The organism is Streptococcus sp. E29BA, from assembly GCF_041807805.1.
GTDB classification, from domain to species: Bacteria; Bacillota; Bacilli; order Lactobacillales; family Streptococcaceae; genus Streptococcus; species Streptococcus entericus.
In genome coordinates, this window is sequence record NZ_JBGTZA010000017.1 from 36,514 (window position 1) to 50,238 (window position 13,725).

Below are 13,725 nucleotides of genomic sequence, written 5' to 3' on the forward strand. Positions count from 1 at the left end.
AGTTTTTCCTTAAATGAAAGCCGTTTAACCTTAAAATATAGCTTTAGCCCATCAGTTCTAATCTTTTTGTCATAAATGTCATGCCTTTGTGATGTGATTGTTACAAATCTATCGTATGCTAGACAGGCAGTTTAATGATAGAAAGGAATTCAAATAATGTTAAAATTAAGAAAATCATTGTTCCAGATGGCCTTATTAGGGGCTTTGATGGCTGGACAATTATCACTATTATCAACTGTTCAAGCGAGCGGTCTTGATCGGACAGAACAGGAGCTTGTGACTGTTTTGAAAGCTCGCCAGCGAGAGTTAAAACTTGCCCAAGAAAAAGCAGCCGCAGAAGCCAAGGCTGCAGCAGATGCTAAGGCAGCGGCAGAGGCCAAAGCGGCGGCAGAAGCTAAAGCTGCTGCTGAAGCCAAAGCAGCAGAGGAAGCCGCTAATCCTTATCGAAGCCGTAGCGAGCTGGCGATTGCAAATGCACAAGCCAACCTGACTTCTGGCAACTTCTACCCCGTTGGACAGTGTACCTGGGGTGTCAAGGAATTGGCACCGTGGGCATATACTTATTGGGGCAATGGCGGAGACTGGGCGGCGAGTGCAGCGGCAGATGGCTTTACGATAGGTACTGTACCTGTCGAAGGTGCGATTGCTGTATGGACCGATCCTTATGGTGGCTATGGTCACGTGGCTTATGTGACTGATGTGCAGAGTGAATTTAGTATTCAGGTCTTGGAAGCTAATATTGGTGGTAATCCCAATATTGCCAACTATCGTGGTTTCTTTGATCCAACTCAAACTTCTGAAGGGGTTGTGAGTTACATTTACCCGATTTCCCCACAACGATAACAAAACATGACCCTCCTAGATATGTTGTTCTAGGAGGGTTTTGACGATGAAAGGATTGGAAATCTCGTGCGAGCCAGATATTTCCAAGTCTTATGATGGTGCCTAATTGGGAATTCTTGATGATTAGGTTGGCTATTTAGTTAGAAGGGTTGCCGACTGATTGGCTTAAGGAGGTCAGTTGTAAGATTTTTTCGTTGATGCGGTCAATGTGGCTACCGAAACGATAGTTCCAATCCTCTCTTAAAATTTTGAGAACTTGTTTGTAAGCTTTGATAGCAGCCTCATGGTCGCCCAGTCTGATGTGACATTGAGCGATAGATTCGTAAAAGTCGGTGTAGCGCGGTTTAACCTGCGCCTAAAAGGCCGCCTCCCAAATGGGGATAGCTTCCTTGTAATAGGCATTTTGAGAAAAGGCATTAGTGACAGCAAAGAGGACTCGCCAGTCTTTTGAAAACTGTTGGTTAAGGTCAGATAGTCTGTTTTAACTATTTTGAAACCTCTAGCTTTTTCTTTGATGAAAATCTTGTAAAAAGCATTTAACGGATCTGGGTTATTGATTTCTGATGCTGTCAAGATCTGACGAGCCTCTGTTAGACGATCATCATCGATGAGGTTATCTAAAAGGTAAAAGTAGAGGCGTTGGTTTTCAGGGGCGACCAGCAAGGTTTTCCGGTAATAATCGATAAGTTCCTGACGATTTCGGACATCCCAGTCATAGATGATGCCACCAGAGGCAGCATTGATGATGCTAATATCTCGCTTACCGTTAGGGCGCAGCTCAAGAGCTTTTTTACAATAGAAACTAGCTTTCTTGCGCAGCTGATCTGCTTGACTAAGATAGAGCCAGCCCAGTGTTGAGTTGGCGTCGTACTTGTCTCGTGTCATCGTGAGCTGATTCAGTAAACAGTTCTCAAATTGTTGGAAGTCTTTGTTGGATAGGAGCTGCCGTATTCTAGGCTGTTTTGGATTTTTTCATAGTAGTTTTCCGCTGTGTAATCAAACAACTCATCAATACTAACGCCACTAACGCCGAAAAGAGTAGCCAGTTCAGGTAAGAGGCTGATATCTGGTTGAGAAAAATCGGTCTCCCATTTGGATACTGCTTGATTAGATAACCCTAATTGTTCAGCCAGTTGAATCTGACTGAGTCCTGCTTTGAGCCGTAGTTGTTTCATTTTTTTACCAATGGTTTGCATAGGAACCTCCGTAGTGTGATATTAAGAGCTCTTATCCTTATTATACGCTAGAGGGATCAAATAACAAGAGGACATTTGTTGGATAAACTGTAAAAATAGTTGAATATCAGTCAGATGCCATCGGAAATCTAAGAATCTTGATGGCATCTGACTCATTTACTGTTTTGGCGTTGACAGCTTAAACCTTTTGAGGCGAGTTGCTCCTTTGGTAGTGATAAAGCTTATAAGGCTTATCTCAGCGTCAGGTTAATTGAGCCATTCAGCTTATCTTTTGTCATGACGTTATTTGACAGTCAGCAAGATGGTGTTAAAAATAACTGTGGTAGTTGACGGCACTGGACTTTCCTGAGTGCTTTTTCATTAACCGTGAGAAAGGTCCGAAGGCAGAGAAAAAAGGACTTGCAAACGGCAGCTCAATTGTTAGCATTGTTCCATCTAACGGCTGAGGTTGTCCATTTGAAGTCCTAGTTTATTTTAGTTATTAGGTGTTAAAACCATAGGGATAATAATGGGCTCGCGCTCGGTTTTCTCGTAGAGGAAAGGCTTGAGCGCATTGATAATTGCGCCGTTGACAGACTGGATATTAGCATCCTTGTTCTTTAAGGCAACGCGAATGGTGTTAAAGAGTAGGCGCTGACTTTCACGAATTAAATCACCGGACTCGCGCATGTAAATGAAGCCACGGCTGAGAATATCTGGTCCCGCTAAAACCATCTTGGTCTTGAAATCAACAGTTGCTACTGCAAGCACGACCCCATCTTCTGACAGGTCACGGCGGTCACGCAGGACAGCAACACCAATTTCACCAATACGATTACCATCAACGTAGACATCTTGGGCATTAAACTTGCCAGCCAGTCGCGCTGAGTCCTTAGTTACGGCGAGGACATCACCGTTTTCCATAATAAACGTGTTTTCCTTTGGCACACCGCAGTCCACTGCCAAACCAGCATGAACTTTTTGCATGCGGTATTCCCCATGGACCGGCATGAAGAACTTGGGCTTCATGAGGCGAATCATCAGTTTTTGTTCTTGTTGACCACCGTGTCCAGAAGTGTGGATGTTGTTAATCTTGCCGTGAATGACCTCAACCCCAGCTTCCTGGATGGTGTTAATCAACTTGTTAACGCTGGTGGTGTTTCCAGGAATTGGACTTGATGAGAACATCACTGTATCGCCAGGTTGTAGCACCACATGACGGTGCATGCCGTTAGCAATCCGAGATAGCGCCGCCATCGACTCACCTTGACTTCCTGTACACATGATGAGGATTTCACTGGCGTGGTAGTTTTTAATCTCGTTTGGCTCGATGATGGTGCCCTTTGGCACCTTGATGTAGCCGAGCTCGATACCGTTGACAATAGCTTTTTCCATGGAACGCCCAAAGACAACAATTTTCCGACCGGTCTTAACCGCCGCTTCTGCAGCTTGTTGCAAACGGAAGATGTTGGAAGCAAAGGAGGCAAAGATAATCCGTCCCTGAATGTTTTCAATGATGTTGAGAATTGATTTTCCAACAACTTGCTCGGATTCTGTGAATGTTGGCACTGTTGCGTTTGTGGAGTCAGACAACAGCAGTAGCACCCCGTCTTCACCCAGCGCTGCCATGCGGTGGAGGTCAGCAGGTTCTCCAACAGGGGTAAAGTCAAACTTGAAGTCTCCCGTGCAGACCACCTTACCCTGAGGGGTATGGATGACAATTCCCAAAGGCTCTGGAATAGAGTGGGTGGTGCGGAAAAAAGTCACCTTCAAGTGTTTGAAGACCAGTTCGCTGTTGTGGTTAATCTCATGTAGTTTGGCTTGACGGAGCAGACCGTGTTCTTCCAGTTTGCCACGAATCAGGGCTAGCGCCAATGGCCCAGCATAAACGGGGATATTGGCCTGTTTAAGCAGGAAGGGAATGCCACCGATATGATCCTCATGCCCGTGGGTGATGACCAAGGCCTTGACGCGGTCGATGTTGTCAACGATGTAGGAATAATCAGGGATAACATAGTCAATCCCTAGCAAATCATCTTCTGGAAATTTAATCCCAGCATCAACGATGATGATCTCGTTTTGGTACTCAATGCCGTAGGTGTTCTTACCGATTTCGCCAAGACCTCCGATGGCAAAGACCCCAACTTCGTGTGGTTTTAAGTTCACTTTTACCATCTTAGAACTCCGTTAATTCAAAAACGCCAGACTCTTTTTCATGGGCTAAATGCTTATCTGATAAGTACTGAATGAGTTCGATGTTATAAGCGGTGTTTTCCTCAACGAGTTGACGAACCTTGATGCGCCCTTCTAGTTCTGTTTTGGCATCCACCTCGATATAGCTGATCTTGGTTGTTTCCCGACGTGGGCTACGGTCTTTTGTTTCTTGGAAAAATACTTTGTAAATCATGATAATCCTTTCTGTATGGCTTCTCAGTCAGTCTGTCAACATCACCAAAACAATCCCCAATTGTGGGGTGCTTGGCTAATTAAATTTCAGAGTAATCAGCACCTGTTTAACCGCTCAGTCATAAGCGATAAAGATACAGGTGTTAAATTTGACCGTGATGCGTTGCAATTATTTTAATTATAGCATAAAATAGGAGGTATAAGCAAGCCGAGACTTTGCAGGTTGACGCATAATGCCTTGATAAAAACCAGATATTAATCAGATAAAAAGGACAAGCATGAAGATTTTAGCCTTTGATAGCTCCAACCAAGCTTTAAGCATCGCTCTTCTAGAGGACGACCGTTTGTTGGCGGATTTGACCCTCACCATCAAGAAAAACCACAGCATCAGCCTCATGCCCAGCATCGATTTTCTCATGGCACAAGCAGGGCTGACCCCTCAAGACCTTGACCGCATCGCTGTCGCTCAGGGACCAGGCTCCTATACAGGATTACGGATGGCGGTAGCAACAGCCAAGACTTTAGCCTATACCCTTGCTATTGACTTGGTCGGCATCTCTAGCCTCTACGCCCTAACGCCTGAGGCTCAAGGGGTGATTATCCCTCTGATCGACGCTCGCCGCAACACGGTTTATGCTGGTTTTTATGAGAATGGCAGAGCAATTGCACCAGATACCAACTGTGCCTTTAACGATTTACTGGATCGCCTATCTGATCAGAGAGACCTGACCTTTGTCGGTGAGGTGGGCAATTTCCGTCAGCAGATTGAGGAGCGCTATCCAGACGCCCATATCTTGCCAACCTTGCCGTCTGCTTATCGTATCGGGTGCGCAGCTATAACTGCTGTTCCTGTTGATCCTCACGCCTTTGTACCGACCTACCTCAAACGGGTTGAAGCCGAGGAAAATTGGTTGAAGAACCATGAAGCAGGCGATAACAACACTTACATCCAGAGGGTCTAAGATGGCGACAGCACAAGCTATTTACGACATCTTAACGGATGTTTATGGGCAGTCACCTTGGTCGCTTGAGCAGATTAGTGCAGACCTAGATAAGCCAGAAAGCCAGTATTTTTATCGTTATGAAGGGCAAGAATTAGTTGGGTTCTTGGCGGTTCAACTCTTAGTTGGCGAGCTTGAAATCACCAATATCGCTGTCAAGAGAGCCTACCAAGGCAGGGGCTTGGCTGACCAGCTCATGCAAGCCTTGGCTAAGGAGCGCCAGCCCATTTTCCTAGAAGTGAGAAGCAGCAATCAGGCTGCCCAAGCCCTCTATCTCAAGCATGGCTTTTCTGCTGTAGGTCGGCGAAAGAACTACTACCATCAGCCGACTGAAGACGCCATCATCATGACGCGTCACCAGTGACGCTCAGCTATTTTCCAAATAGAAAGAAATCAGATGACAGATAGATACATCCTAGCCATCGAAAGCTCTTGTGATGAGACCAGTGTGGCTATTGTCAAAAATGATAAGGAGCTCTTAACCAACATTATCGCTAGTCAGGTGGAGAGCCACAAGCGCTTTGGTGGAGTGGTGCCTGAGGTGGCCAGCCGCCACCATGTGGAAATCATCACGACCTGTATTGCCGATGCTCTGAGCGAGGCTGGCTTGGTTGCTAGCGACCTGACGGCTGTGGCGGTGACTGAAGGGCCTGGACTTGTTGGTGCCCTTTTGGTGGGTATGGCAGCTGCTAAGGCTTTTGCTTGGGCGCATGGACTTCCGCTTATCCCTGTCAACCACATGGCAGGGCATCTGATGGCGGCAAAAGAGCAGAGCGATTTAACTTATCCTCTTATGGCGCTTTTAGTATCAGGTGGGCATACGGAATTGGTCTATGTACCTGAGGCAGGGGATTACCGCATCATTGGTGAGACGCGAGATGATGCGGTAGGAGAGGCCTATGACAAGGTCGGTCGGGTCATGGGCTTGACCTATCCAGCTGGTCGTGAGATTGACCAGCTCGCCCATCAAGGACAGGATACCTACAATCTCCCTCGTGCCATGATCAAGGAAGACCATCTGGATTTTTCTTTTTCAGGGCTCAAGTCAGCCTTTATCAACCTGCATCACAATGCCCAGCAAAAGGGCGAGGACTTAGTCTTGACAGACCTTTGTGCGTCCTTCCAGGCGGCGGTACTGGATGTGCTGATGGCAAAAACCAAGAAGGCCCTCGTCCAGTACCCTGTCAAGCAGCTGGTTGTCGCAGGCGGTGTCGCAGCGAATCAGGGCTTACGTGAGCGTCTGGCGGTGGACATCACCGAAGTTGAGGTGATCGTGCCACCTCTGCGCCTTTGTGGCGATAATGCCGGCATGATTGCCTTTGCTGCGGTTGTTGAATACGAGAAAGGCAATCTTGCGGACCTCTCGCTTAATGCCAAACCTAGTTTGGTCTTTAAGGGTATTGAGGACTAAAAGGCGTTTTCTTGCTTGGCTAGTAACCAGCTAATAACTGACTTTAGATGTCACGGTGGACGATATGGTTGGCTCTGACAGTTGCCAGAACAGAATTGATAGCTGGTCAGTTTTGTGCGCTGAAGAGCAGTTTAGAAATTAGGTTACTTTAAGAAGACGACGAATTAACTTGCTATAGCTATTCTGACAGGCAAAGTATATTGCGTGCATAAATGCTAATCAACCAGACAAAGCAACCTAGCCTTTTCCGAGTCGGCAGAGAACTGTCGTTTTGACCTGAAAATGATTGTTCAAGCTAACTCTTACTGCTGACTTTCTTTTAATCATTCTTATCTGATAACTTTGACCCGTCTGCCTTTGTGGTAGGTGGGTTTTGTGCTATGATAGGACAGTTGAAAATAAGTGAAACTGATTGAAAGGATAACAACAAATGTCGGAATTTAGACGTGGCATGGCTGCTGCAACAGGAACCGTTCTTGGCTATGCTAGCATTGGTTTAGCTTGTGGGATTTTGGCGACCCAATCAGGTCTGTCTCCCGCAGAGACGGCTCTGATGAGTTTGATAGTGTATTCTGGTTCGGCTCAATTTGCCTTGTGTGGTATGGTTGCTGCCCAGACCGACCCTGTGAGTGCGACCCTGACGATAGGCTTACTCAATCTGCGCAATCTCCTGCTGAATCTTCATACGACCAAGGTGTTTGAAAGCTATCGTTTGCCTCAACAGTTATTAGCTGCTAGCATGATGACTGATGAGAGCTACGGTGTCTTGCTGACTCATCAGCTTGAGGTTGAGCGGGTAGAACCGTTATGGATGTTTGGCAATAATGGTGCGGGCTACCTCTCTTGGTTTGTTTTTAGTGTGCTAGGTGCTATGTTAGGGGGCTTGTTACCAAATCCTGAGCGTTTGGGGATTGACTATGCCTTGATGGTGATGTTTCTTGCTATTTTTGCCAGTCAGCTGGATGTCTTGAGCAAGCGAGTGGCAACTTCTAGGATAGGTGTGATGCTAATTAGCGTTGGAGGGACTTACTTGCTCTCTTCAGTCTTGGTGCAAGGGTCGGTAGCTGTTTTACTAGCGACTTTGATGGGTTGTCTCGTGGGGGTGTTAACAGATGTGGACTAAATCAACAGTCGTACTAATCTTGCTCGCCAGTTTAGCCAATTGGCTGCCTAAAATCTTTCCATATTTTTTAGTGAAATTTGCCAAACTACCCGAGAAAGTTGTTGCCTTTCTATCTTATCTTCCTGTCAGCATCATGTTTACGCTTATCCTGTCCAGCGTGTTTCAGGTTGGTGTTGGGCAATTGCCGAGCTTAAAGCTGATTGAAGCGCTGGCTTTAGTACCAACCTATGTGACCTTTAAAAAGACTAATAACATTATCCTTACGGTCCTTGTCGGAGTGGGGTGTGTGGCTGGTTTGAGATTGCTTTGAGGGAATTAAAGGTATTTTGTGGTATAATGTTCCTAACAAATGCTAAAGTTTAGGGAGATGCAAGGTGATAAGGTTTGAGAATTTTTCCTTCCAATATGATGCCCAATCAGAACCTACCCTGAAAAAAATAGACCTGACCATTGAAGAAGGGGAAAAGGTGCTGATTATCGGGGCATCTGGTTCTGGAAAATCAACCTTGGGGCAATGCTTAAATGGCATTATCCCCAATATCCACAGGGGAAAACAAACAGGGCGATTGCTGGTGAGAGGACAGGAGATTAGTCAACTGTCAATTTACGACCGTTCTCAGCTGATCAGCACGGTGTTACAAGACACTGATGGTCAGTTTATCGGTCTATCTGTCGGTGAAGATCTGGCCTTTGCCTTGGAAAATGATGCTTGCCCCAAAGATCAGATGGTCAGTCGTGTCCATTATTGGGCTGACCAGTTGGCGTTGAGGGAATTATTGGAGCACCGCCCTCAGGACTTATCGGGCGGGCAGAAGCAACGTGTTAGCCTGGGTGGTGTCTTGATTGATGAGAGCCCTATTTTGCTTTTTGATGAGCCATTAGCTAATCTTGACCCTCGGTCTGGTCAGGAGACCATTGAGCTGATTGATCGACTGCACCAAGAGACTGGGGCGACCACGCTTATCATTGAGCATAGGTTAGAAGATGTTCTGCACAGACCGGTGGACAGGATTGTTCTGCTCCATGACGGGGAGTTGGTCTTCAACGGTCATCCCGATGAGCTACTGGCTTCTGAGTTGCTGGGGCAATATGGTATTCGTGAACCACTTTATATCAGTGTTTTGCGTGGTCTGGGTATTGATTTAACAGGTTTGGACAATCTTAGTCGGCTCGATGAGCTGAGCTTGCCAGACTTAGTGTTGCCTGAGGGGAGCTCTGCTATTCGTCCTAAGGAGATGGAAGCCTTGTTAGAGTTATCTGATTGGACCTTTGCCTACCAACCAGAGCGTCCTATTTTACGAGGGCTTAACCTGACCCTGCGACGGGGGGAGCGTTTGGCAATCGTCGGAAAAAATGGAGCCGGTAAGTCTACTCTGGCAAAGAGCCTCTGTCAGTTTGTGACAGTGAATGGGACAATCCGTTATCTGGGGCAGGACATCTCCACAGATACTGTTAAGGAGCGCTCTGAGCGGATTGGTTATGTTTTGCAGAATCCCAATCAGATGATTAGCCAGACCCAAATTAGTGATGAGGTGGCTTTAGGGCTTCGTCTGCGTGGTGTTGATGAAGAAACCATCGCTAGCCGAGTTGATAAGGCCTTGACGGTTTGTGGCTTATACCCTTTTCGCCATTGGCCGATTTCAGCCTTGTCTTATGGGCAAAAGAAACGTGTGACCATCGCTTCTATCTTGGTGCTCAATCCCGAGATTATCTTGCTTGACGAGCCGACTGCCGGTCAGGATCAGCGGACCTATCGTGAGATGATGATGTTCCTAGATGAGCTCAATGCACTGGGTCGTACCATTGTGATGATTACCCATGATATGCAGCTCATGCTAGAGTATGCCGACCGCTGTGTGGTGATCAGTGATGGTCAAGTTTTGGCTGATGACAGCCCTCAGGCTATCCTCAATCAGCCAGATATTCTGGCGGCAGCCAATCTCAAGCAAACGTCCTTGTTTGAGTTAGCAAGACTAATGAAAGCCACGCCAGAAGCAGTGACAGCCTATTATAAGATGCTACAAGGAGGTCAACATGGCTAAACAAACATTGATTGGTTATAAGGAAGGGTCAGGCTTTCTCTACAGCCTGTCTGGTGTAGCTAAACTCATCTTTTTTGTTTTGGTATCAGTTGCTGCCATGACAACCTATGATACACGTTTGATTGCTTTTATTGCCGTTGGGTCTTTGTTGCTTTTTCGGTTAGCAGGAATTAAATTACGGGAAATTTCATTTGTCTTGACCATTGTGATTGTTTTTGCCCTTCTGAACTTAATCATGGTCTACTTGTTTGCGCCAGCTTATGGGGTAGAGATTTATAATAGTCAGACCGTTCTGCTGGAGGGTTGGGGGCGATTTAACCTGACCGCCGAGCAACTCTTTTACCTCCTTAACCTCTTGCTAAAATATTTTTGCACGGTGCCTCTGGCTATTTTGTTTCTGATGACCACTCATCCCAGCCAGTTTGCGGCCAGTCTCCATCAAGCTGGAGTGTCTTATAAAATCGCTTATGCTGTCAGCTTAACGCTCCGCTATATTCCTGATATTCAAGAAGAATTCCAGATGATTAAGCTCTCGCAGGAAGCTAGAGGGTTGGAACTGTCCAAAAAAGCGCCTTTAGTCAAGCGTATCAAGAGTAATGTTCAAATTCTTGTGCCACTGATTTTTAGTTCGTTGGAGCGGATTGATACGGTTTCGACCGCCATGGAGTTGCGCCGTTTTGGTCAACAAAAAAATAGAACCTGGTATAAGTCACAAAAGCTTAACTCTGGTGATTATACGGTGATTGGGCTAGCTGTTGCTGTCGTTTTGGTGACCCTTGCTCTCTTTTGGATCAATGGTGGTCGGTTCTACAATCCTTTTATCGGCTAAGCCTGGGTCAGACGCTTCAAAATTAGCAGGGCATGAGAATACCGCATTTTCTCTGACAGTGTCAGATGTTCCGCATTGGAGGACACTATCTCCTAATAATTGCATTTTCAAAAATTTTTCTAAAAGACTTGCAACCTCACCTTTGTTGCAAGTTTTTTCCTTAGGAGCATATTGGACCATTTAGCAGTTTTTTCTTGACACCGTTTTCTTTTTGGAGTACAATGATTTTAGGACAAAAATCCTAAAAATAAACAAAAGTCCAAAAGGAGGTGCTATGCTAACGACAAATGAGCAACGCATACTCGCTCTTCTGGAACAAGATCCTTTTCTCTCACAGCAGGAAATTGCAGATCATCTAGGCCTCAATCGTTCAACGGTGGCTGGTTTAATTTCTAACTTAATGACCAAGAAATACCTGCTTGGACGAGCTTATGTGCTCAACCACGCTACAGAGGTCATCTGCATCGGTGGCATGAACATGGATCGCAAGTATGTTCTTGGTGATAACTGGCAGCCTAAGACCAGTAATCCTGTGATGGCCAGCATGAGTGTTGGTGGGGTTGCCCGCAACATCGCTGAAAATCTGGGGCGACTGGGGCAAGCCGTCAGCTTGCTCTCTGTGGCGGGTCGAGACCATGATTACGATTGGATTCGGACGCAGACCGAAAGCTATGTCAATCTCCAGCAGGTCACCCAAATCGAAGGGCAGACGACCTCGTCTTACACAGCGATTCTAGATAGTCAGGGTGACATGCAGTTGGGGCTAGCTGATATGGCCATTTGTGACCAGATGACACCAGACTGGTTGTATCGTCACCGAAGTTGGTTGGCACAGGCCCGGCTCTTGGTGGTAGACCTTAATCTACCGCTTGAGACGGTGACAGCAACCATTGAACTAGCTAAACAACAAGAGCAGGAGCTGGTCGTCATTCCCGTCAGCAGTCCCAAGATGACCCATCTGCCTCAAGACCTGACTGGGGTCACTTGGCTGGTGGTCAACCAGGACGAGAGTGAGGCCTACTTTGGCTGTCAGGTGGCATCTGAGGAGGATGTTACAGCTTTGGCGGAAAAATGGCTGAGCAGGGGTCTTGAGCATGTCTTGATGACCCGAGGTAGTCAGGCGTCTTACTACGCCAATCAGTCCGGGGAGCGACAGTATATCCAGCCGCCAAGGGTCGAAAAAGTCGTTGATGTGACAGGAGCTGGGGATTCTTTCTCAGCAGGTCTGATTCACGGTCTCTTGGAGGGGAAATCGGCTATAGAAGCGATCGCCTACGGTCTGACCAATGCGTATCATACAATCCAGACAGATGCGACTGTCCGAGTCGACCTATCCGCTCAGCTATTGGAACAAAACTATCAACAACTCAAGGAAAAAGGAGAAATCTAAGATGAAACACTTACTCTCTATCAGCAAGGAAGTCCAAGCAGCTTTGGACGCTAAAAAACCAGTCGTAGCGCTGGAGTCCACCATCATTTCTCACGGGATGCCTTATCCGCAGAACGTGGAGATGGCGAAAACCGTGGAGCAAATTATTCGTAATCACGGAGCGGTCCCTGCTACCATCGCCATTATGGATGGTCAGTTCAAAATTGGTTTGGAAGAAGAAGACCTAGAGCGCTTGGCCAAGGAAAAACCAGTCGCTAAGGTGTCACGTCGTGACCTGCCAGAGGTCTTTGCTAAAAAATTGTTAGGAGCAACGACTGTTGCAACGACCATGATCGGAGCACACTTGGCGGGCATCAAGGTCTTTGTGACAGGTGGTATCGGGGGAGTCCACCGTGGGGTCGAAGAAACCATGGACATCTCAGCGGACTTGGACGAATTGGGACAAACCCCTGTGACGGTCGTTTGTGCGGGAGCTAAGGCAATCCTTGACCTGCCTCGTACCTTGGAATACCTGGAAACCAAGGGTGTACCAGTGGTTGGCTACCAGACTGACTATTTGCCGGCCTTCTATACTAGGACATCTGAGTATAAGCTCAATACCCGTGTGGAAAGCACGGAAGAAATCGCCAGCATGATGCACTATTCCGATGCTTTAGGTCTCAAAGCAGGTATCCTTGTCACTAATCCAATCCCTGCAGAGCATGAAATCCCGCATGAAAAAATCGATGCCATTATCGCCCAAGCAGTGGCAGAAGCAGATGAAAAAGGTGTGCGTGGCAAGGACAGCACCCCGTTCCTTCTAGCGAAAATTGTCGAGTTGACGGGTGGTGATAGCCTCAAGACCAACATCCAACTGGTCTACAACAATGCTAAAATCGGTGCCCAGATTGCGGCAGATTACGCTAAACAAGTGCAATAGATTCGAGCTAAATAGTAGTGCACGGAGAACGATGCAAAACGACGGCCTGTAGCTTCATCAAAGGTAGTTTACCTCATAGAAATTAGACTCAAAACAGCTGACAATTCAGCTGTTTTAGTTTACAATAGAAAGTGATGAAAGAAAAATTGATTGAATGGATAGCTTGCTCAACCCTCAAACTAGAACGGAACCCTCGTTGTTGTCAAACGAGGGTTTTGTTCGTCGTAACAATATTTCTGCCTAACAGTTGAAGCAGCTGGTAGTAAACAGCAAGCCTGATAGGCTCTATCCGCTTGTCAGATAGGCATCTGGCTAAAGCCGATACTAGAATAGCGCTTGTTTTGTTATAGGTTTTGGGGACTGAGTGGCTGTTGGTGTTGCTGCATGGTTTGTTGTGCTGGCAGGAGGATGAGTATGGTTTCCCTTTTGAAAAAGAAACGGTAACAAAAATGCTCTTGTGATTGCCAGATAGAGAAGCTTTTTGCTATAATAGACCTGATAGTAACCACTTTCTAACAAGGAGAATGCCATGAAATACATCGTCAATACGTCCAATGACCCTGCCTACAACATCGCTCTGGAGAGC

15 protein-coding genes are annotated in these 13,725 nt (G+C 46.6%); 10 read left to right on the plus strand and 5 right to left on the minus strand.

Annotation, left to right across the window (positions count from 1 at the left end):
* The first annotated feature begins 156 nt into the window (after window positions 1-156).
* Window positions 157-843, plus strand: a complete 687-nt coding sequence (locus ACERC8_RS05685; RefSeq protein ID WP_373658931.1) for a CHAP domain-containing protein — start codon at window positions 157-159, stop codon at window positions 841-843.
* Between the two features lie 136 nt (window positions 844-979).
* Here ACERC8_RS05685 and ACERC8_RS05690 read toward each other — a convergent pair whose 3' ends face one another.
* The 5 genes from ACERC8_RS05690 to ACERC8_RS05710 all read right to left on the minus strand — a co-directional run bounded on the left by ACERC8_RS05690 (window position 980) and on the right by ACERC8_RS05710 (window position 4,425).
* A complete protein-coding gene (locus ACERC8_RS05690) occupies window positions 980-1,159 on the minus strand; it encodes a tetratricopeptide repeat protein (protein WP_373658947.1) in 180 nt (59 codons plus the stop codon).
* Window positions 1,084-1,728 (minus strand): hypothetical protein, encoded by a 645-nt coding sequence (locus ACERC8_RS05695; protein ID WP_373658933.1) that lies wholly within the window; start codon window positions 1,726-1,728, stop codon window positions 1,084-1,086. Before ACERC8_RS05695 ends, ACERC8_RS05690 begins: the two co-directional genes overlap by 76 nt.
* Before the next feature lie 11 nt (window positions 1,729-1,739).
* The gene (locus ACERC8_RS05700; RefSeq protein WP_373658934.1) at window positions 1,740-2,018 is read right to left on the minus strand and encodes a helix-turn-helix domain-containing protein; all 279 of its coding nucleotides are present in this window, start codon (window positions 2,016-2,018) and stop codon (window positions 1,740-1,742) included.
* A gap of 495 nt (window positions 2,019-2,513) precedes the next feature.
* A complete protein-coding gene (gene rnjA, locus ACERC8_RS05705) occupies window positions 2,514-4,193 on the minus strand; it encodes a ribonuclease J1 (protein ID WP_373658935.1) in 1,680 nt (559 codons plus the stop codon).
* A gap of 1 nt (window position 4,194) precedes the next feature.
* Entirely contained in the window at window positions 4,195-4,425 is a 231-nt protein-coding gene (locus ACERC8_RS05710; RefSeq protein WP_373658936.1) for a DNA-dependent RNA polymerase subunit epsilon, read from the minus strand.
* A 277-nt stretch (window positions 4,426-4,702) separates the two neighbouring features.
* Here ACERC8_RS05710 and tsaB point away from each other — a divergent pair, with 277 nt between their 5' ends.
* The 9 genes from tsaB (at window position 4,703) to ACERC8_RS05755 (ending at window position 13,139) form a co-directional block, all read left to right on the plus strand.
* The gene (gene tsaB / locus ACERC8_RS05715; protein WP_373658937.1) at window positions 4,703-5,386 is read left to right on the plus strand and encodes a tRNA (adenosine(37)-N6)-threonylcarbamoyltransferase complex dimerization subunit type 1 TsaB; all 684 of its coding nucleotides are present in this window, start codon (window positions 4,703-4,705) and stop codon (window positions 5,384-5,386) included.
* Window position 5,387: 1 nt separating this feature from the next.
* A complete protein-coding gene (rimI, locus tag ACERC8_RS05720; RefSeq protein ID WP_373658938.1) occupies window positions 5,388-5,789 on the plus strand; it encodes a ribosomal protein S18-alanine N-acetyltransferase in 402 nt (133 codons plus the stop codon).
* 33 nt (window positions 5,790-5,822) lie between these two features.
* Window positions 5,823-6,836, plus strand: a complete 1,014-nt coding sequence (gene tsaD, locus ACERC8_RS05725; RefSeq protein WP_373658939.1) for a tRNA (adenosine(37)-N6)-threonylcarbamoyltransferase complex transferase subunit TsaD — start codon at window positions 5,823-5,825, stop codon at window positions 6,834-6,836.
* Between the two features lie 430 nt (window positions 6,837-7,266).
* Window positions 7,267-7,959: an AzlC family ABC transporter permease gene (locus ACERC8_RS05730; protein ID WP_373658940.1), complete on the plus strand. Its 693-nt coding sequence runs from the start codon at window positions 7,267-7,269 to the stop codon at window positions 7,957-7,959.
* Window positions 7,949-8,269 carry an AzlD domain-containing protein gene (locus tag ACERC8_RS05735; protein WP_373658941.1) on the plus strand — a complete coding sequence of 107 codons (321 nt, stop codon included), beginning with the start codon at window positions 7,949-7,951 and terminating at the stop codon, window positions 8,267-8,269. The genes ACERC8_RS05730 and ACERC8_RS05735 overlap by 11 nt, the downstream gene beginning before the upstream one ends.
* Before the next feature lie 64 nt (window positions 8,270-8,333).
* Window positions 8,334-10,001: an ABC transporter ATP-binding protein gene (locus tag ACERC8_RS05740; RefSeq protein WP_373658943.1), complete on the plus strand. Its 1,668-nt coding sequence runs from the start codon at window positions 8,334-8,336 to the stop codon at window positions 9,999-10,001.
* A complete protein-coding gene (locus tag ACERC8_RS05745) occupies window positions 9,994-10,830 on the plus strand; it encodes an energy-coupling factor transporter transmembrane protein EcfT (protein WP_373658944.1) in 837 nt (278 codons plus the stop codon). Before ACERC8_RS05740 ends, ACERC8_RS05745 begins: the two co-directional genes overlap by 8 nt.
* A 274-nt stretch (window positions 10,831-11,104) precedes the next feature.
* The gene (locus tag ACERC8_RS05750; protein WP_373658945.1) at window positions 11,105-12,220 is read left to right on the plus strand and encodes a carbohydrate kinase; all 1,116 of its coding nucleotides are present in this window, start codon (window positions 11,105-11,107) and stop codon (window positions 12,218-12,220) included.
* A 1-nt stretch (window position 12,221) separates the two neighbouring features.
* Entirely contained in the window at window positions 12,222-13,139 is a 918-nt protein-coding gene (locus ACERC8_RS05755; protein WP_373658946.1) for a pseudouridine-5'-phosphate glycosidase, read from the plus strand.
* Window positions 13,140-13,725: the final 586 nt, after the last annotated feature.

What these genes read in the sequence shown, in the direction of transcription:
- ACERC8_RS05755 (WP_373658946.1), top strand. Translation starts at nt 12,222, where the DNA reads ATGAAACACTTACTCTCTATCAGCAAGGAAGTCCAAGCAGCTTTGGAC.
- ACERC8_RS05730 (WP_373658940.1), top strand. Translation starts at nt 7,267, where the DNA reads ATGTCGGAATTTAGACGTGGCATGGCTGCTGCAACAGGAACCGTTCTT.
- tsaB (WP_373658937.1), top strand. Translation starts at nt 4,703, where the DNA reads ATGAAGATTTTAGCCTTTGATAGCTCCAACCAAGCTTTAAGCATCGCT.
- ACERC8_RS05695 (WP_373658933.1), bottom strand. Translation starts at nt 1,728, where the DNA reads ATGACACGAGACAAGTACGACGCCAACTCAACACTGGGCTGGCTCTAT.
- ACERC8_RS05745 (WP_373658944.1), top strand. Translation starts at nt 9,994, where the DNA reads ATGGCTAAACAAACATTGATTGGTTATAAGGAAGGGTCAGGCTTTCTC.
- rimI (WP_373658938.1), top strand. Translation starts at nt 5,388, where the DNA reads ATGGCGACAGCACAAGCTATTTACGACATCTTAACGGATGTTTATGGG.
- rnjA (WP_373658935.1), bottom strand. Translation starts at nt 4,193, where the DNA reads ATGGTAAAAGTGAACTTAAAACCACACGAAGTTGGGGTCTTTGCCATC.
- ACERC8_RS05710 (WP_373658936.1), bottom strand. Translation starts at nt 4,425, where the DNA reads ATGATTTACAAAGTATTTTTCCAAGAAACAAAAGACCGTAGCCCACGT.
- tsaD (WP_373658939.1), top strand. Translation starts at nt 5,823, where the DNA reads ATGACAGATAGATACATCCTAGCCATCGAAAGCTCTTGTGATGAGACC.
- ACERC8_RS05700 (WP_373658934.1), bottom strand. Translation starts at nt 2,018, where the DNA reads ATGAAACAACTACGGCTCAAAGCAGGACTCAGTCAGATTCAACTGGCT.
- ACERC8_RS05750 (WP_373658945.1), top strand. Translation starts at nt 11,105, where the DNA reads ATGCTAACGACAAATGAGCAACGCATACTCGCTCTTCTGGAACAAGAT.
- ACERC8_RS05685 (WP_373658931.1), top strand. Translation starts at nt 157, where the DNA reads ATGTTAAAATTAAGAAAATCATTGTTCCAGATGGCCTTATTAGGGGCT.
- ACERC8_RS05735 (WP_373658941.1), top strand. Translation starts at nt 7,949, where the DNA reads ATGTGGACTAAATCAACAGTCGTACTAATCTTGCTCGCCAGTTTAGCC.